The organism is Viridibacillus sp. NPDC096237, assembly GCF_050278625.1.
Taxonomy (GTDB): domain Bacteria; phylum Bacillota; class Bacilli; order Bacillales_A; family Planococcaceae; genus Viridibacillus.
Genome location: NZ_JBNNTI010000001.1, coordinates 453066 through 472791, shown reverse-complemented (window position 1 = coordinate 472791; position 19726 = coordinate 453066). Strand labels below are relative to the sequence as shown.

The 19726-nt window shown below is 37.4% G+C and carries 18 protein-coding genes; all 18 read left to right on the top strand.

All coding sequences use genetic code 11. The features are described 5' to 3' along the window. The first annotated feature begins 797 nt into the window (after window positions 1-797). The 18 genes from ACQKMD_RS02425 to ACQKMD_RS02340 all read left to right on the top strand — a co-directional run bounded on the left by ACQKMD_RS02425 (window position 798) and on the right by ACQKMD_RS02340 (window position 19706). Window positions 798-1559 (top strand): enoyl-CoA hydratase/isomerase family protein, encoded by a 762-nt coding sequence (locus tag ACQKMD_RS02425; protein WP_427749120.1) that lies wholly within the window; start codon window positions 798-800, stop codon window positions 1557-1559. Between the two features lie 43 nt (window positions 1560-1602). Then, window positions 1603-1989 (top strand): transcriptional regulator, encoded by a 387-nt coding sequence (locus tag ACQKMD_RS02420; protein WP_427749118.1) that lies wholly within the window; start codon window positions 1603-1605, stop codon window positions 1987-1989. Window positions 1990-2187: 198 nt separating this feature from the next. After that, on the top strand, window positions 2188-3558 hold the full coding sequence (locus ACQKMD_RS02415) for an acetyl-CoA carboxylase biotin carboxylase subunit (protein WP_427749116.1): 1371 nt from the start codon (window positions 2188-2190) through the stop codon (window positions 3556-3558). After that, a complete protein-coding gene (locus tag ACQKMD_RS02410; RefSeq protein ID WP_427749115.1) occupies window positions 3545-3757 on the top strand; it encodes an acetyl-CoA carboxylase biotin carboxyl carrier protein subunit in 213 nt (70 codons plus the stop codon). The genes ACQKMD_RS02415 and ACQKMD_RS02410 overlap by 14 nt, the downstream gene beginning before the upstream one ends. 37 nt (window positions 3758-3794) lie before the next feature. Continuing rightward, window positions 3795-5336 carry an acyl-CoA carboxylase subunit beta gene (locus ACQKMD_RS02405; protein ID WP_427749113.1) on the top strand — a complete coding sequence of 514 codons (1542 nt, stop codon included), beginning with the start codon at window positions 3795-3797 and terminating at the stop codon, window positions 5334-5336. A 71-nt stretch (window positions 5337-5407) separates the two neighbouring features. Beyond that, window positions 5408-6310: a 2-dehydropantoate 2-reductase gene (locus ACQKMD_RS02400; RefSeq protein WP_427749111.1), complete on the top strand. Its 903-nt coding sequence runs from the start codon at window positions 5408-5410 to the stop codon at window positions 6308-6310. Further along, a complete protein-coding gene (locus tag ACQKMD_RS02395; protein ID WP_427749110.1) occupies window positions 6307-6687 on the top strand; it encodes a DUF3397 family protein in 381 nt (126 codons plus the stop codon). Before ACQKMD_RS02400 ends, ACQKMD_RS02395 begins: the two co-directional genes overlap by 4 nt. A gap of 91 nt (window positions 6688-6778) precedes the next feature. Further along, entirely contained in the window at window positions 6779-8395 is a 1617-nt protein-coding gene (bshC, locus tag ACQKMD_RS02390) for a bacillithiol biosynthesis cysteine-adding enzyme BshC (RefSeq protein ID WP_427749108.1), read from the top strand. Window positions 8396-8724: 329 nt separating this feature from the next. Then, on the top strand, window positions 8725-9156 hold the full coding sequence (mraZ, locus tag ACQKMD_RS02385; RefSeq protein ID WP_427749106.1) for a division/cell wall cluster transcriptional repressor MraZ: 432 nt from the start codon (window positions 8725-8727) through the stop codon (window positions 9154-9156). Between the two features lie 23 nt (window positions 9157-9179). Next, complete coding sequence (rsmH, locus tag ACQKMD_RS02380) at window positions 9180-10127, top strand: 16S rRNA (cytosine(1402)-N(4))-methyltransferase RsmH (RefSeq protein ID WP_427749104.1); 948 nt, start codon at window positions 9180-9182, stop codon at window positions 10125-10127. A gap of 4 nt (window positions 10128-10131) precedes the next feature. Continuing rightward, complete coding sequence (gene ftsL, locus ACQKMD_RS02375; protein ID WP_427749103.1) at window positions 10132-10509, top strand: cell division protein FtsL; 378 nt, start codon at window positions 10132-10134, stop codon at window positions 10507-10509. Window positions 10510-10544: 35 nt separating this feature from the next. Next, the gene (locus ACQKMD_RS02370; RefSeq protein WP_427749102.1) at window positions 10545-12677 is read left to right on the top strand and encodes a penicillin-binding protein; all 2133 of its coding nucleotides are present in this window, start codon (window positions 10545-10547) and stop codon (window positions 12675-12677) included. A gap of 83 nt (window positions 12678-12760) precedes the next feature. Next, a complete protein-coding gene (locus ACQKMD_RS02365; RefSeq protein WP_427749100.1) occupies window positions 12761-14674 on the top strand; it encodes a stage V sporulation protein D in 1914 nt (637 codons plus the stop codon). A 78-nt stretch (window positions 14675-14752) separates the two neighbouring features. Further along, entirely contained in the window at window positions 14753-15727 is a 975-nt protein-coding gene (gene mraY / locus ACQKMD_RS02360; RefSeq protein ID WP_427749098.1) for a phospho-N-acetylmuramoyl-pentapeptide-transferase, read from the top strand. Then, entirely contained in the window at window positions 15724-17073 is a 1350-nt protein-coding gene (murD, locus tag ACQKMD_RS02355; protein WP_427749096.1) for a UDP-N-acetylmuramoyl-L-alanine--D-glutamate ligase, read from the top strand. The genes mraY and murD overlap by 4 nt, the downstream gene beginning before the upstream one ends. 58 nt (window positions 17074-17131) lie before the next feature. Beyond that, window positions 17132-18181, top strand: a complete 1050-nt coding sequence (gene ftsW, locus ACQKMD_RS02350; RefSeq protein WP_427749094.1) for a putative lipid II flippase FtsW — start codon at window positions 17132-17134, stop codon at window positions 18179-18181. A 24-nt stretch (window positions 18182-18205) separates the two neighbouring features. Continuing rightward, a complete protein-coding gene (locus ACQKMD_RS02345; RefSeq protein ID WP_427749092.1) occupies window positions 18206-19000 on the top strand; it encodes a cell division protein FtsQ/DivIB in 795 nt (264 codons plus the stop codon). Then, entirely contained in the window at window positions 18978-19706 is a 729-nt protein-coding gene (locus tag ACQKMD_RS02340) for a DUF881 domain-containing protein (RefSeq protein WP_427749090.1), read from the top strand. The genes ACQKMD_RS02345 and ACQKMD_RS02340 overlap by 23 nt, the downstream gene beginning before the upstream one ends. The last annotated feature ends 20 nt before the right edge of the window (window positions 19707-19726 follow it).

Here is a 19726-nt window from a genome sequence, read left to right as displayed (position 1 = left end):
AGGGCTCGAACACAAGACGCTTTTTGTCTTGTGCCGAGAGACCGAAGTGATCGGAGGAGCTGGCGAGTGAAGCTGGATATCTAAAGTAAATGCTGAACGCGCCCGTTTAGCTCCGAAAGGCACTGGAGGGCTCGAACACAAGACGCTTTTTGTCTTGTGCCGAGAGACCGAAGTGATCGGAGGAGCTGGCGAGTGAAGCTGGATATCTAAAGTAAATGCTGAGCACGTCTGTTTAGCTCCGAGAGGCACTGTAGGGCTCGAATGCAAGACGCTTTTTGTCTTGTGCTGAGAGACCGAAAAGACCTGAGAAGCTGGAAATCTAAAGTGAATGCTGTGGACTCCCGACAAGCTGCCACATGCACTTGAGAGAGGAACGCAGTCTAAGAAACTCCACTTCCTGTAGCAACACTGTGGGAACAGCGTCGTGCGGACTTAAGTCTAGAAAACCTCCTTCTTATTCTTAGAATTAAGTTCAAATTAGTATGTCTCGTAACGCCTCAATCTAATCCATTCCACATATCGTACAGATGAAAATCACATAAGCTTCTAAAAATGCTTCTAATGAGTCAATTGAATACATAACAGCATTTGAACAATAATATATATTCCTTTTTTTAGGGCTTGTAGAAATGTATTTACTTAGCAATAAATGAAAATAATAAAAATTCTTACGGATTATTTTATGGAAAAGTTTAAAGGTTTGATCTCGATTTGAGGGTCACATTGCACCACACCATTAAAACAGGTATGATAATATTATTTCTATTTTCTAATTATTCTAAAAGGAGTAGAGTTAAATGGCGTATCATTTTCAAGAGCAAGATGGAGTATTAACATTTACAATTAATCGTCCAGAACGACGTAATGCCATAAATGATGAAGTGATGGAAGGTTTTAAAGAAGTAATTACATATGTACATGACCATGATACTGTACGTTTTTTAGTCATTACTGGAGCGGGGGATCGCGCATTTTGCTCCGGAGGGGATTTAGCGGAGTTTCATTCATTAACAACTGAAAAGCAAGCTTTTGGAATGTTAAGTAAAATGGCCAAAATTCTATATGAGTTGGCAACATTACCAGTGCCGACTATTGCCTTAGTTAATGGTGTAGCTGTAGGTGGTGGTTGTGAAATTGCGACAGCCTGTGATTTCCGTTTGGTAGCTTCTGAAGCTAAATGTGGTTTCATTCAAGGGACATTAGCAATTACTTCTGGATGGGGTGGAGGAACATATTTATTTGAGCGTGGATTACGCCATGATCGTGCCTTGAAAATGTTAGTGGATGCTAAAGCTTATCCAGCTGAACTTTTATATGAAATTGGTTGGGCTATGCGCGTATTTGAAGGAGCTAAAGAAGAAGCGCTTAGGACATTTATCGCAGACATGCGTAAAATTCATCCTTCAGTACATAAAGCATATAAAGAAATGGAACTTCGAAAATGGCGGGAAATGAGTCTATTTGATCGCGTAATGGAGGAAGTTCAAACTTGCGCAAAGTTGTGGGAAAGTGATGCACATCACGAAGCTGTAAATCGTTTTCTATCAAAATCAAAATAACTTCTAAAATTGAAAAACTCGCATATAGTAATAAAAATGCGAGGTGATTGAGATAGAAGTTAAAAAAAGAAAAGATCAATGGTTAGCAGTAGATGATGCACGTTTGGTGGAAATTATATTAATGGCAGTTCGTGAAGGTCGCTCACAGCTTGCGGGTTTTGAAGAAGCAGCTGAAGAGCTAGGTCGTACAAAGCAAGCTTGTGGTTTTCGATGGAATAAAACATTAAGAGCGCAGTATGAAGCAGAATTGGAAGATGCTAAAACTAGACCAAAGCAAATGATGCGTTCGCATCTAAAACAAGCGCTTATGAGCTTTGATCAATTATCAGAGGCTTATCATTCATTGAAGAAATCTCATGAAACATTAAAGCATGAGCATGACGAGCTAGTAAAATGGTTCGAACAAGGTTTAGAGAAGGTTAGACAATAAAAGCGCACTTGAATATTTTGTACGGAAGATCATTCTGAAGTTATTTTGGAATGGTCTTTTCATTGTGCAAGAAAATCACAAAGAAGAAAAAATACTCAATAATAAGTAAAATTTGCTAGTTAATAGTTGAAATCGCTTTCTTATTTCGTTTAGACTAATAAGGAAAGGGAGAAACGGTTCAAGCAAAGGGGGATGAATATGCGCAAAGTTCTAATTGCTAATCGAGGGGAAATTGCGAGAAGAATTATATTGAAGTGCCACAAGCTAGGTATTGAAACAGTTGCTATCTATTCAGATGCAGATCAAGATTTACCTTTCGTTAAAGAAGCGACGACTGCTGTTCGTATAGGTGAAAACCAGGTTGCTCAGTCTTATTTAAAGGCAGATGATATTATTCAACTTGCCATAGAGCATCAAGTAAGTGATATTCATCCAGGTTATGGATTGCTATCAGAAAACGCAGATTTTGTTAGAAAAGTAGAGGCTGCGGGAATTCGCTGGATTGGTCCAAATGCAGATGTAATCGAGCAAATGGGTGATAAAATTCGAGCGCGTCAAACGATGAAAAGCGCTGGTGTTCCAGTTGTACCAGGTTCAGATGAAGGTCTAGCTTCATTAGAAGAGGCATTGCAATTTGCTAATTTAATTGGATATCCTGTCATGTTGAAGGCATCAGCTGGTGGTGGCGGTATTGGCATGGTTTGCTGTGAAGATGAGCAAGCGCTCAGTCATAGTTTTGAAAATGTAAAAAAACGTGCAAAATCGTATTTTAATAATGACCTTGTTTTTATCGAGAAGTATATTCCAAATGCGCGTCATATTGAAGTGCAGATATTCGGTGATGATGCTGGAAACATCGTTCATTTATTTGAGAGGAATTGTTCAATTCAACGACGTCACCAAAAAGTTATTGAAGAATCACCATCACCTCATTTTCCAGAAGCAGAACGTGTAAATCTATTGCAAGCCGCTGTGGATGCTGCAAAAGCTGTAAGTTATACAAACGCTGGAACTGTAGAGTTTATCGTGGATGAGGAAAATCACTTTTATTTTCTAGAGATGAATACACGCTTACAAGTAGAGCATCCAGTAACTGAGGCGATTACAGGGCTGGATCTTGTTGAATGGCAATTGCAAGTAGCAGAAGGCAAGACATTGCCTGTAAAAGACCAAGCAGCTATAAAGAGCACTGGTCATGCAATTGAATATCGTATTTACGCTGAGGATCCAGAGAAGTTTTTACCATCACCGGGTAAGTTGCAAGTATTAATATTCCCGCAAAGTGAAAATTGTCGTATTGATAGTGGGTATGTTGAAGGGAATAGAGTATCACCGTTTTATGATCCGCTTATTGCGAAACTTGTCGTGTTTGGGGAAACAAGAGAGCGAGCATTAGCCAATTCTGAAACGGTTATCAAGGACATAGATATACAAGGGGTAAAATCAAATCTTTTATTATTTGAACGCTTATTACAAGAAGAAATGTTTCAATCAGGGGTTTATCATACAAGTTCGCTAACAGAATGGTTAGCCAATCACAAAGGGGATAAAATTTATGGGAGAAATTAAAGCGTCAATGGCAGGTACTGTATTTCGTGTAGAGGTAAAAGAAGGGGACGCAGTAACTGCAGGTCAAACTGTTATTATTTTAGAGTCAATGAAAATGGAAATTCCGGTAGAAGCAGAAGTATCAGGCGCAGTTGCTGAAGTAAAAGTGAATGAAGGCGACTTCGTTAATGAAGATGATGTATTAGTCATCTTAGGCTAATGTAGATAAGCGTCGAACACAAAGGGGAGGCCGTAATATGACTGATCAAACAGTATATAACGAACGTCTAGCTGACAAACTTGAGGGGATTTTTGCAGGTGGACATCCGAAATATCATGAAAAATTAAAAGAAACAAATAAATTATTTGTACGAGATCGTTTAGCTCTTCTTTTTGATGAAGGTGAATATGAAGAGGATGGACGTTTTGCAAATTGTGAAGCAGGTGATTTACCAGCAGATGGCGTGGTCACTGCTATGGGGAAGGTAAATGGCCAAACGGTGTGCGTCATGGCAAATGATTCAACTATTAAAGCGGGTTCATGGGGTTCTCGAACTGTGGAGAAAATTATTCGTATCCAAGAGGTAGCGGAGAAAAACCAAGTTCCTATGATTTATTTAGTAGATTCAGCTGGAGCACGTATTACGGATCAATTGGAAATGTTCCCTGGGCGTCGTGGAGCAGGTCGTATTTTCCATAATCAGGTGAGAATGTCAGGGATGATTCCGCAAATTTGTTTGTTGTTTGGTCCCTCTGCTGCAGGTGGAGCATACATACCAGCGTTTTGTGATATCGTTGTTATGGTAGATGGTAATGCTTCGATGTACTTAGGTTCGCCACGTATGGCCGAGAAGGTTATTGGTGAAAAGGTATCCCTTGAGGAAATGGGTGGAGCACGCATGCATTGTACGATTAGTGGGTGTGGAGATCTCCTTGTTTCAACTGAAGAGGAAGCTATTACTGAAGCGCGTCGCTATTTAACTTATTTTCCCGCAAACTTTGCTGATAAGCCTGCGGTCGTTGAAGGAAAACATCCTAAACAAGGGCGCACATTAGAAGAAATAATTCCAGAAAACCAAAATGCGCCATTTGATATGTATGAAGCGATTGATCAATTAATTGATGAAGGAAGTTTTTTTGAAATAAAAAAACTATTTGCACAGGAATTGATAACTGGTTTGGCGCGTATGAATGGTCAAGTCGTGGGAATTATTGCGAACCAACCGAAGGCGAAGGGCGGCGTATTATTTGTTGATTCAGCAGATAAGGCGGCTAAGTTTATTAATTTATGTGATGCATTTTCAATTCCATTATTATTCTTAGCAGATGTGCCAGGGTTCATGATTGGTACAAAAGTTGAACGAGCGGGTATTATTCGCCATGGTGCAAAACTAATTTCTGCGATGAGCTCTGCAACGGTACCGAAAATTTCAGTAGTGGTGCGTAAAGCTTATGGAGCGGGATTATACGCTATGTGCGGTCCTGCATTTGAACCGGATGTCTGTATTGCTCTTCCAACTGCACAAATTGCGGTAATGGGTCCAGAGGCAGCAGTTAATGCTGTTTATTCAAATAAAATTGAAGCAATTGAAGATCCGAAAGAACGAATACAATTTGTTAAAGAAAAACATGATGAGTATAAAAAGGAAATCGATATTTACAAGATGGCTTCCGAAATGATTGTAGATGAAATCGTCACACCTAGTGATTTAAGAAAGGTCATAACAAAACGTTTGGCTTATTATGGCTCAAAACAAATCTTATTGCCATATCGAAAACATCCTGTTTATCCTGTATAATAAGTGTTGCTATTGAGGTCTACCTTTATTTGGTGGGCCTCAGTCTATTTTTATTTAAAGGAGATATCGATATGCAAATTGTTGTTGTAGGTGGAGGAGCGGTTGGGTTACTGCTAGCATCCTTGCTACAAAAAGATCACACCCAAATGAATATTCTTGTTCACCGAGAAGCTCAAGCAAGTGAACTTAATGACAAAGGGCTAAAGCAAATCGATGTCTTGCAACAGTCGTACCATACATATGTTAAAGCTTCGCAGGACTTTAAAGTATTTCCGACAGATGCAATATGGATAATTGCTGTAAAATATCTTCATCTTGAAAGTTTACAATCTCTATTTGATGCACTACCAGACAGTACGCCATTATTATTTATTCAAAATGGTGTGATGCATTTGCAATTTGCAAAAAGCTTGCATCAGAAGCAAATAGCTTTTAGTTCAGTGGAGTTTGGAGCTGAGAAGTTATCGGATTCAAGCGTTGTACATAGAGGAATTGGTAAGATGAAAATAGCTTTAGAAAGAGGCGATGGTGAACCTTTTAAGGAGCTTTTTCAATTATCAAGTGATAATCTACCGATCGAATGGGTGGAAAATGCAGAACAAATGCTAATACGAAAAGCACTATTAAATTGTTTTATTAATCCACTAACGACTATACTAAATGTAAAAAATGGTTCTCTTATTACGAATGAACATAGTTTAATATTATTAGAGCAATTGTATAAAGAACTCTTGGGAGCTTTCCCAGAACAACAAGATCGGCTTCATTTTGATGATGTACTTGCTTTATGTACAAAAACTGCAACAAATACATCTTCTATGCTTGCAGATCGTTTAAATGGAAGAATGATGGAAGTGGACACGATTGTTGGTGGGGTATTACAGATAGCTCGAAAACGTGGTTACGAAATGCCGATATTAGAGACACTTTATATGTTATTAATGGCATTGCAACAAGGCGGTGTAGAAAAATGATAGATATATTGTCAGTCTTTTTACATTTTATCTTACTTTGCCCAATTACCTTATTTATCATTATTTATTCGCTACTTAAAAAATTGTCTAAGAAGCGAGGAAAAGTATTTGGTAGAGCAGCGGATATGACGACGTTTTTATTGTTTTTTTCTGTTCCGGAGTCTGTTCGTTTTTTATGGGGGTATGATATCGGATTTATTACTTTTATCGTTGCAATCATAATTGCGATGATTGCAACGATAATTGAATGGCGTTCCACAAAAGAAATTGAAATACTACCGTTATTACGAAAAATTTGGCGTTTTTTATTTTTAGTATTAACCATTACGTATGTGGTTATTTGGATCATTATAATAATTCAAAGAATCATTTTATAAGCGATGATGAACTGAGCGTATTTTTTTCAATCCAACATATTAAAATGCTATACTCTATTGTAGTTAACAATATAGAGGAGTTTATACTAATATGAAACTGGAGCAAATAAATGTACCGGTAACGAATCAATTATTGGTAGATTATCGAAATCAAAAATCAACAATCTCGTCGTTTTTCCATTATAAAAATGAAGAAAAATCCTTTGAACAACGTTCAGAGGATCTAAAAAATCATCCGATTCGTCGAGCTGAGCTCGTAAAAGTAATCCGTGAGTTTATGGCGCCGTTAGAGAAATCGGTGAAAATGGAACAGCATTTACAAGAATTAGAAAACAATGCGGTAGTTGTTGTTGGTGGACAACAAGCAGGCTTATTAACAGGTCCGTTATATTCTGTTCATAAGGCTATTTCTGTTTTAATATTGGCTAGAGAGCAACGCGCCAAATTAGGTATTCCAGTTGTTCCGGTATTTTGGATTGCTGGCGAAGACCATGACATTGATGAAATAAATCATACATTTACAGCATTAAACGGTCGCTTGCAAAAGCTTATTCATCCTGACCGTTCAAAGAAAAAAACAATGGCTTCAACAACGACTTTAGATATTGAAGATACACGTAATTTTATAAAAAACGTCTTCCAACAATATGGAGAAACTGCTTATACTGATGAGTTGTTGGTGAAAGTTGATGCTATTCTTGTAAAGAGTCATACATATACTGACTTTTTCGCCCAATTAATGCACTGGTTATTCAGAGAAGAGGGATTACTTCTATTAGATGCGGCTGATCCGTTGCTTCGTGCATATGAGGCTCCGTATTTCGAGGAATTAGTCAATCGCTCTGATGAAATTGCAGCCGTCGTTTCAAATCGTGAGACGTTATTAGCTGAAAGTGGCTATGGTACCCCAATTGGTGCAACAAAAGAAAATGCTAATCTGTTTTATGTCAAGGAAGGCGAACGCTTCTTATTAGAACGTAAGGATGGCAAGTATATCAATAACGTAGCAAATGTCCAATTTACGAAAGAAGAGATGCTACAGATAGCAACAGAACAACCTGCTTGTTTAAGCAATAATGTTGTAACAAGACCGCTTATGCAAGATATGGTCTTGCCTGTACTTGCATTTGTTGGTGGGCCAGGAGAGCTTGCGTATTGGTCTACATTAAAAGACGCATTCGAGTTACTTGGTATGAAGGTGCCAGTTTTTGTACCCCGTATGAATATGACACTTGTTAATCGCCGAGTTGCTCACTTATTAGAGACACATGATTTAACTATTGCTGAAGTATTAAGTGGTAAGGTGGCACAAATGCATCAGGCCTTTGTTAATGAAGTATATGATGATGCTGCAAAAGAGACTATTGAAAAAACAAAAGCGTTGTTACAGCAGCAATATGTAGAATTGCAAAAGCATTTGCATAACAATGATGTTCACCTAGATAAACTAGTAATTAAAAACCTAGATATTCATGAAAATCAATTAGATTTCCTTTTGAAAAAAATTGAAGCAGAAGTATTACTTCAACATGATGTTACTATTCGAAGATTCATCGAAATGGAAGGGCAGCTAATTCCAGAAGGTAATTTGATGGAACGTATATTCAATCCATTCCAATATATGAATGAATATGGCGTGGCGTTAATTGATGATATTTTACAGTTACCACTAGAAGTAAATGAATTGCATCAAGTAATATATTTATAATTTGGAATAATGTAGATTATAAAAGTGGCGTTTTTTTAAAAAAAATAGAATTAATATTACCCTATTTTCATGGTATTAAAAGCTATCTCAATTGAGATAGCTTTTTTTTATTAAAAATATCAAATAAGTGCTACTTTATGACATTAAAATAATAAAATAATAATAAGAAGTATGAAGTTTTTTAAACAAAAAGGGAAAAATTAGTGGAAATACCGTTGTTGATAAGGACGATTTACGCATTTTAATGTAAACGCCCTTATTTTCCAATGAATTAGTGGTGGAATGTGGGGGGATGTGGTACATTAATTTCATATAGTGGGGTGAGTAATATGTTCATGGGAGAGTATCAACATAGTATTGATGCAAAGGGCCGCTTGATAATACCTGCTAAGTTCCGTGAACACCTTACGGAAGGCTTTGTTTTAACTCGAGGATTGGATAATTGCTTATTCGGGTATCCTATTTTGGAGTGGCGTAAGCTGGAAGAAAAACTGAAGCAATTACCTGTTACAAAGAAAGATGCCAGAGCTTTTACTCGTTTCTTCTTTTCAGGTGCTACAGAGGTGGAAGTGGATAAACAAGGCCGTATTAATATCCCAAGTAACTTACTAACACACGCTAATGTTCAAAAAGATTGTGTAGTACTCGGCGTTTCTAATCGTATTGAAATTTGGTCCAAAGAATCTTGGCAAAATTATTTTGCTGAATCTGAGGAATCTTTCAATGACATTGCTGAGAATATGATTGATTTTGATATATAACCAATTTAGAGGAGGGACAAACCTTGTTTAATCATACGACTGTATTATTGAAGGAAACCGTTGATGGATTGAACGTTCGTCCTGACGGCATTTATGTAGATTGTACTTTAGGTGGGGCTGGACACAGTGAATATTTAGTTAGCCAATTATCATCAGAAGGTAGACTTATTTGCTTTGATCAAGATACTTCAGCCATTGAAAATGCAAAAGAACGGTTAGCACCTTATTTAGATAAAATAACTTTCGTACATTCAAACTTCCGTTACTTGAAGGAAGAACTAGAAGCATTAGGCATAGATAAAGTTGACGGGATTTTATACGACTTAGGCGTATCATCTCCTCAATTAGACAACGCAGAACGAGGGTTTAGTTATCATCAAGATGCACCGCTTGATATGAGAATGGATACAACAGCAGAACTTTCCGCATTCAATGTTGTGAATGAATGGTCATTCGAAGACCTTGTACGTATTTTCTATCGATACGGTGAAGAAAAATTCTCGAAACAAATTGCCAGGAAAATTGAAGAAGCTAGAAAGACAAGCCCAATTGAAACAACGGGTGAACTAGTAGATTTAATTAAAGAAGGTATCCCAGCTGCAGCAAGACGTAAAGGCGGACACCCAGCGAAACGTGTATTCCAAGCCATTCGAATTGCTGTAAATGATGAACTTGGCGCAGCGGAAGATTCGCTATTACAAGCACTTGAAGTCATTAATGTAGGTGGACGAGTTAGCGTCATTACGTTCCACTCATTAGAGGATAGATTATGTAAAACTATCTTCAAAGAGGCATCCTCTTTACCTGAATTACCACCAGGTTTACCAGTCATTCCTGAAGAATTAGCTCCAGGGATAAAGCTTGTCACTCGTAAACCGATACTACCTTCAGAGCAAGAATTAGAAGAAAATAATCGAGCTCGCTCAGCAAAACTAAGAATAGCTGAAAAAATCAAAGAAAAGGGGAAGTGATTTAATGGCATTGCTTAATCGGCAACAAAAGCAAACGTACATCCAGCAGCCACAGCCAACAGTACCGGAGAGAACCGTCCAGCAGCCAACAACTAGACCTTCCAAAAGAATATTGTCTAAGGGGGAAAGAGTCCTCCTTGTGGCCATGGTGACAGTAATAGCATTATTGTCAGTTATGAACTTAAATACGCAATCTACAATAAATACGACATCTGTTGAAATTCAAAATATCGAAAATAAAATTGATGAAACGAAGAAACAAAATGCGGAATTGTCCATCGAGGTAAGTGAACTCTCTACATATGAGCGTATTTGGAATAAAGCGAAAGAATTAGGCTTGAAGCTAAACGAAAAAAACGTGAAAGTAGTGACTGGACAATGAAGAGAAAGTTTCGATTTCAATGGGGAGCCTTTCTAATGTTAATCGTTTATGGAGGGCTCTTTTTTGCTATGTTTTTCCGTGTATTTTTTATCCAAGCTTCAGGACAAGTAGAGGGGCAAGCTTTGGCGGCGAAAGCGGCAGCAAAATATGAAAGATCAAAAGTAATTACAGCTAATAGAGGCAACATTCTTGATCGGCAAGGACAAGTTATAGCAGAAGATACTATTAACTATCGGTTAGTAGCAGTAATTAGTCCAAAGGCTTCTGAAGGAACGAAAACTATTATGCATGTCGCAGATAAAGAGAAAACTGCAAAGATTTTAGCAAAATATATTCCTATTAGTGAAAAAGATATATTTGATAAATTAAATACTAAATCTAAGAATGCACAAGGAAATGAAATCCGCCAAGTAGAATTCGGTGCTGCTGGTCGTAATATTAGCCATGGTGTAATGGAGAAAATCAGGAGTGAAAAGCTACCAGGTATCATTTTGATGGAAGAAACAAAGCGGTTTTATCCAAATGGAATCTTTGCATCAAACTTAGTCGGCTTAGCACTAAAGGATACTCAGGAAGATGGACAGTCTAGAAATGTAGGGAAGATGGGCTTAGAATCCATCTATAATAAAGAATTATCCGGTACTGATGGAAGCGTTCAATATAAAAGTGATGTATGGGGGTATCTGCTACCTAATAGTGATAAGATGGTCAAACCCGCAAAAGATGGTGCTGATGTCTATCTAACAATTGATAAAACCATTCAAAACTTTTTAGAAGATTCTATGTCTAAAGTTTATAAAAAATACAAACCTGAATCGATGGTAGCGGTCGTGGCAAATCCGAAAACGGGAGAAATCCTAGCTGTTTCGCAAAGACCTACATATAACCCACAAGACGGTACAGGGCTTGAAAATAGCTGGTTAAACCAACTGACAGAGTTGACGATAGAGCCAGGTTCTACGATGAAAACTTTTACATTAGCAGCTGCAATTGAAGAAGGTAAATGGTTTCCGAATGCTATTTTCCAGTCTGGTCAATATACTGTTCTTGATCGAACTATTAGAGATAGTAACCAGGTAGGATGGGGGCCTATTTCCTATTTACAAGGAATACAACATTCTTCAAACGTAGGTATGGCTCATTTATTAAAGTTAATGGGTGATGATACTTTTATTTCATATATGAAAAAATTTGGTTTCGGTGAAAAAACAGGAATTGATTTACCTAATGAAGCAACTGGCCAAATTTTAGATAAATACCCGATTAATCGGGTAACAACTACTTATGGACAAGGTTCTACGGTTACTCCTATTCAATTGATTCAAGCAGTTTCTGCTGTAGCAAACGATGGTAAAATGATGCAACCGTACGTAATTGATAAAATCGTGAATCCAAATACGAAGAAAATCGTCAAAGAGAACACCCCGACAATTAAAGGCAATCCTATTTCGAAAAAAACGGCAAAAGAAGTTAGAAAAATTTTAGCCTCTACCATTTATTCCGAAATAGGTACAGGTCAAGACTTTGCGAGTAAGGAATATGAAGTAGCCGGTAAAACAGGGACAGCACAAATTCCGAAAGCATCAGGTGGTTACTATTGGGGGAAAAATCAGTTCTTGTATTCATTTTTAGGTATGGCTCCTGCAGATAATCCTCAGTTAGTTATGTACATTGCTGTGGAAAAACCTAAGCTTGGACTAACAGAGGTGGGCTCCGAGCCAACATCAACAGTGTTTAATACAGTTATGGGAAGTAGTTTAAAGTACTTAAATATTAAGCCTCAAAAAATTAAGAAAACAAAATCCCAAACGATGGAGAACTTAAAAGGCCAACTTGTTGAGGATGTTGAAAAAAAATTTGAAGAAAATGGCATCGAAACGGTTACTATAGGTAATGGTAAAAAAATTATTGATCAATATCCAGCAGAAAAAACAGAAGTCGTATCTAGTGGTTTTGTATTCTTGAAGACAGATGGAGATTCAATAGTACCTGATTTCACAGACTGGTCACTCCGGAACATTTTAACGTATCAAACAATGGCTGGTGCTAATATAGAAATTCAAGGTGAAGGCTATGTACAGAAACAAAGTATTAAAGCCGGTACTGTACTAAATGCAAACAAGAAAATTATTCTGAAAATGAAAAAACCAGAGGAACGTTACAAATAGTTCATGTGATTTCGCAAAGAATTTGAATAGTACGGAGAGTCATATCATACTTTGTAAGAAAAAAAGGTGTGATATGTCGAACAATGTGGGCCACTAAAAGTACAAAAAAAAGAATGCAGTGGATGTGGATTGTCTTTGTTGCTTTATTCCTCATGCTTATTGGAAAATTAGTACATGTACAATTTGTACAACATGATTTGTTAACAAAAAGGGCAGAAGAAAGTTGGGATCGTGAAATACCAGTTTCAAGTCTAAGAGGGAATATTGTAGATCGTAATGGTAAGTTGATTGTCGGTAATAAACTAGCCCCAACATTGTATTTTATGCCAGCTCAAAATGATAAACCTTTAGAAGCTGCAAAAGAGCTGGCAACTTTACTAGGAGTAGATGAGCAAGCATTGGCAAAAAAAATGCAACAAAGAGTTAATGTTATTAAGCTTGCTCCTGAAGCTAAAAACATATCTAAAGAGCTTGCCGAAAAAATACAACAAAAAAATATACCAGGACTCTACGCTGGGCTTGATTACATACGTTATTATCCGTATGATCAATTACTCTCTAGGCTAATCGGTTTCACAGGTTATGATCAGCAAGGATTAGCTGGATTAGAGTATCAGTACGATGATTTATTGATGGGAAAAGCTTCCGCAATCCGCCTGTTTACAGATGCGAAAGGTGCTGCATTACCTCATGTTCAAGATAGTTGGAAAGAAGGTAATGACGGTGCAACAATGGAGCTGACCATTGATGTTGATATTCAAAAGGTCGTAGAACGTGAGCTTGCTCAAGCAATGGTGAAATACGAGGCAGACCAAGCAATGGGTATTGCAATGAATCCTAAAACTGGTGAAATATTAGCGTTAGCATCCTATCCAACATTCTCTCCTCCTTCATTTTCCAAAGTTGATTCCAAAATTTATAACCGAAACCTACCGGTGTGGATGACATTTGAGCCAGGTTCTACATTTAAAATCATTACATTAAGTGCAGCGTTAGAAGAACAAGTAGTCGATTTGGATAAGGATCAATTCTTTGATCCGGGCTACTCTATGGTAGAAGGGGCTCGTCTGCGTTGTTGGAAGCGAGAAGGGCATGGAAGTGAAACGTTTCTAGAAGTTGTACAAAATTCTTGTAATCCAGGTTTTATTGAGTTAGGAAGAAGAGTAGGACCAACAAAACTTCAGAAATATATTCGGGATTTTGGCTTTGGGCAAAATACAGGATCGAATATGGCAGGAGAGTCTAGTGGGATATTGTTTTCTGAAAAGGCATATGGTCCAGTAGAGCATGCTACAACGTCATTCGGGCAAGGGATTTCTGTCACACCAATTCAACAAGTCCAGGCAGTATCAGCAGCTATTAATGGTGGCACGCTTTATCAACCATATATAGTAAAAAATCTAATCGATACTGATACAGGCAAAGTGTTGAAAAACTATAAACCAGTAAAAAAACGCCAAGTAATTAAGCCTGAGACGTCTAAAAAAGTCCGAGAAGCATTAGAATCGGTCGTTGCTCTAGGTTCCGGTCGCAATGCATTTAGAGATCATCTACGTATAGGTGGTAAAACTGGAACGGCTCAAAAAGTTGAAGATGGGCGATATAAGGATGGCGAGTACATTGTATCCTTTATCGGCTTCGCACCTGCAGATGATCCAGAAATCGTTGTTTATGTTGCAATAGATAACCCAAAAAACGTTACGCAATTCGGTGGAGTTATTGCAGCACCAATTGTAGGGCAAATTATTGAAGATGTTCATGATAAAGTGGGTATTACTGAACGTAAAGGACAATTAGAAAAGGAATACAAATGGGGGGATGTGGAGAAAGTGCGTGTTCCTAATTTGGTCGGTCAAACAAGAGAAAATATAGCAAAATTACAGTATCCGTTTCGTTTAGAATGGCATGGAAATGGCTCCAAAATTGCATCTCAACTGCCAAAAGCAGATGCACAAATCGGACTAGATGGCATAATTCACGTTTATTTAGAAAAATAGCGTGTGTTAGTCTTTAAAAATAGAATTGAAACTACTATGATAGTACATGTACTAAAGAAGGTTAGAAGGAGAATTTTCATGACAATTGCAACAACTTTAATCGTTTTGGCCACTTCGTTCGTCTTAACGGCTATTACAGCACCAGCTGTTATTCCGTTATTACGTCGAATGAAATTTGGTCAGAGTATTCGAGAAGAAGGACCAAAATCACATCAGAAAAAAGCGGGAACTCCAACGATGGGTGGCGTAATATTCTTATTCGCTATTATCGCAACAACAATTGTATTAGGTTTTCTAAATGATGCCTTTACTTCACAATCTGTTGTATTAATTCTTGTCTTATTCGGCTTTGGTTTAATCGGCTTTTTAGACGATGGTCTTAAAATTATTTTCAAACGTAATTTGGGTTTAACATCCCTCCAAAAGTTAATCGGACAAATCATTATTTCGATTGCTGCCTATTTCTTATTAGGTCTAGGCGTTTTCCATAATACAATTCAGATACCACTTACTGATTTCGCCTTAAACTTAGGTGGGTTTTATGTTTTATTCTTAATCTTTTGGTTAGTAGGTTTCTCTAACGCTGTCAACTTAACAGATGGGTTAGATGGTCTTGTATCAGGAACGGCTTCCATTGCTTTTACTGCATTTGGTGTTTTAGCACTTGTAAACAATCAAGTTGATATCGCGATATTCGCATTTGCTGTAACAGGTGCTTTACTTGGTTTCTTACTATTTAATGCAAATCCAGCAAAAGTGTTTATGGGGGATACAGGTTCACTTGCTTTAGGTGGGGCACTTGCAATGCTGTCAGTATTAGTTGGGCATGAAGTGTTATTACTATTGATTGGTATTATCTTTGTCGCTGAAACACTATCTGTTATTTTACAAGTAGCAAGTTTCAAATTGACAGGTAAACGAATTTTTAAAATGAGTCCACTACATCACCATTTTGAGTTATCAGGCTGGTCTGAATGGCGTATTGTTCTAACATTCTGGTTGACAGCAGTAGTTGCAGCGTTGATCGCAGTGGTTCCGGAGGTCTTGAAATGAAAAACATAAAAGGGATGGAACATAAAAAGGTACTTGTACTAGGATTAGCAAAAAGTGGCATCGCAGCTGCGGAATTACTGCATAAAATGGGCGCATTTGTTACAGTGAATGATGCTAAGCCTTTTGAAGAAAATACGGATGCCCAACGTCTTTTACAACAAGGAATTACAGTAATTTGCGGTCGTCATCCAGAGGATTTACTGGATGAGGGTTTCGAATTAGTTGTTAAAAACCCTGGTATTCCTTATACAAATATCTTAGTAGCAGATGCTGTAAAACGAGGTATTCCAATCTGGACAGAGATAGAGCTTGCTTACTTAATAAGTGATGCACCAATGATTGGTATTACGGGATCCAATGGTAAAACAACAACGACCACTTTGCTTTATCATATTTTAAATCAAGGTGGTTTAAATCCTCTGATTGCTGGAAATATAGGTACAGTAGCATGTGCAGTCACTGAAAATGCTACGGAGGAAAATGTAATTGTTACAGAATTATCTTCATTCCAATTAATGGGTACTGAACAATTTAAACCTAAAATTGCGATTTGGACAAATTTATACGAGGCGCATATTGACTATCACGGTTCGATGGAAGAATACAGTAATGCTAAATTTGCTGTAACACGTAATCAGGATGCATCAGACTATTTAATCTATAATGCAGATCAAGAAATAGTTGCTAGTTATGCAAATAAATCACATGCACATAAAATTCCATTCACAACAAAGGGTATCAATTATTTAGGAATTAGTGCAGATGATGACATGATTTACTGGTTAGGTAAACCATTTATCGAACGTAGTAAAATTGCTCTTCCTGGACAGCATAATTTAGAGAATGTTTTAGTAGCAGTAGCAACAGCAATCATTATGGATTGTCCGAAAGATAAGATTGAGCATGTTTTATTATCATTTACGGGTGTTAAGCACCGCACTCAATTTGTTCGAGAATGGCAAACTCGTAAAATCTTTAATGATTCTAAAGCAACTAATACACTGGCTACTCGCAGTGCATTAGCAGCGTTTAAACAGCCGATTGTTTTACTTGCAGGTGGTTTAGATCGAGGGCATTCATTCGAAGAACTACGTCCACATATGGGCAATGTTCATGCGGTTGTCGTAGCTGGGGAAACAGCTAAGCGATTTGCTGAATTCGCGGAATCATGTGGTGTTGCAAAAATAGCATATGCTGATCATATGGAGTCAGGTGTTAAACAAGCAGCGTATTTATCAAATGAAGGAGATGTTATCTTATTATCTCCTGCATGCGCAAGCTGGGATCAATACCCAACTTTCGAGGTGCGTGGTGATAAATTCATCGAAGCTGCTATGAAGTTGTAAGGAAATTTGAACAACAGGAAGGATGCCATAGCTGAATCAACGTGAACGCACGCTATTTATGAGTGCAATCATTTTATTGACATTGATAGGCATTGTTTTCGTCTATTCTGCAGGGACTTATTGGGGCAAGGTACACTATGGGAATACTGCCCCTTTTCTTTTCAAGCAGCTAATCTATTTAGGTGTGGCAGTCGCCGCATTTTACGTTGTTTCCAATAGTTCCCTACTAAGAATGGAAAAAAGTTGGTCAATACTGTACATATTTTCTCTCTTACTTTTAATTGCGGTATTGATTCCTGGAATAGGCGCCGTGCGAAATGGTTCTCAAAGTTGGATTGCTTTTGGACCCCTTAGTATTCAGCCCGCTGAATTTGCTAAGATTGCATTGCTAGTAAAATTAAGCTTTGTATTAGCACGTAAGAAAAGTACGGAAAGAACCATTCAATTAAATCACTTTGTATTGATTTTATTGCCAGCAGCGCTTATAATGCTGCAACCTGATTTTGGTTCTGCGTTTATTTTACTTGTATCATCCTTTGCCTTACTTTTTATAGCTGGTTATCCAATTCGTTTTTACGTTTTTCTAATGATGGTTGGTATAAGCGGTTTAGTTGGTTTAATCATGGCGGCTCCATATCGATTAAAGCGTATAGAGGCGTTTTTGGATCCTTGGTCAGACCCTTTAGGTAGTGGCTTCCAAGCAATTCAATCCTTACTTGCTATAGGTCCAGCGGGTTTGTTTGGACATGGTTTTGGGAACAGCCGTCAAAAGTATCTCTATTTACCCGAACCACAAAATGACTTTATCTTTTCTATCATTGCCGAAGAAACAGGCTTTATAGGCGCAGCATTGATCGTTATAACCTTTGCGGTAGCTTTATACTCTGGATATGCTTTAGCGGTCAGAACGCAGCAATTAAGCTATTATTACAGCGTTGCAGCATTGATTAGTATGCTCGGCTTTCAAGCATTTTTGAATATTGGTGTTGTTTCAGGATTACTACCTGTCACAGGGGTGACTTTGCCTTTTATAAGTTATGGTGGTTCTTCCTTAATGTCCGCTTGGCTTATAGTCGGTGTTATTTGGAATTTTACAAAAAGAGTTTAAAAAAAAGAGGAAGGAGTGCACAGTATGGAGAAAATTATAGATATAGAAGAACGTATTCCGACGCTTCGTGAACGTCGAAAAAAAAGGACGAATCAGCGGTTTACAATATTGCTAGCCATTTTCGGCATTATCTTACTGGCACTTCTTTATTTTCAATCATCATTAAGTCACGTAAGTGAAATTAAAGTTACCGGAGGTCAATTAAAAAATGCGGAATACTACACAAAGCATAGTAAGATCCGTGTAGGAGATTCTTTATGGGGGTTTAAAACAAAGAAAATTGAAGAGATTATTCAAAAGAAAGATTGGGTAGAGAGTATATCTGTTGAACGGAACTGGTTAAACACTGTAAATATAAAAGTGAAAGAGTATGATAAAAAAGCTTTTATTAAGAATGGTGGTCAATATAATCTAGTGATGCAAAATGGTGTAATCTACAGCTTAGATGAAATACCACATGATTTGAATTTACCAATTTTGGTTGGTTTTCAAGAAGACGCTTTATTACTTAAGATGATTAAACAGTTGGACAAAGTCGATAAAGAATTAATGACTTTAATATCTCAGATAAATGCTGTTCCAACAAAATCCAATCCGTATGCGATACGTTTATTTATGAATGATGGTTTTGAAGTTCGTGCAACTATTACGACATTGGCAGAAAAACTAGGTTATTATCCATCTATTATTTCGCAAGTCAAAAAAGGTGAAAAAGGGGTTATTGACTTAGAAGTAGGTTCATTCTATCGCTCGTATTCGAGTGAATATGGTAAACCAACTTCAAAGGAGGAAGTAGATGACCAAACAACCGGCCAATAAAAAACGCCATTCATTTAAACATCAATTTGCCTTTTTAGTAGTTTCGATTGCTTTGGGCTTTCTATTCGCATATGCCTATAATATGGCAAAGACTAAAGACAACTCGATGACTGAAATAGACTCTTCTGATTTTGAAAAAAAGGAGCAATTACGTGAGGGTTTAATTGCTCAACAAGAACGTAATAAAGAACTTGAAGAAGAAAAAATACTTTTACAACAAAAAATAAAGGATTACGAACAAGACTTTTCGGGTAATGAAGAGGGATATAGGGCTTTAGTAAAGCAGGCAGATGATTTACGTCTTTTACTTGGTAAAATATCTGGACATGGTACGGGTGTTACAGTAACACTGCAAGATGCTGAATATGATCCGAAATCGGTTAACCCGAATGACTATATCGTTCATGAAAGTCACGTCTTTAAAGTATTGAATGAATTAAAGATTTCTGGAGCTCAAGCTATTGCTATTAATGGTCATCGATTACAAGCTAATTCCTATATTAAATGTAATGGGCCAGTAATTACGATTGATGATGACCAATTCCCAGCACCATTTGTCATTGAAGCAGTAGGTGACCCAAAGGTATTATCTGCCGGTTTAACATTAGCAGGTGGGGTTTTTGACCAACTTACTGATGATAATATCGTTGTGACGATTGATGGGAGTAAGCAGCTTGTCATGCCTGCCGTCCAAGGAAATTCTTAATGGCCTTAAGTAAGGAGGCG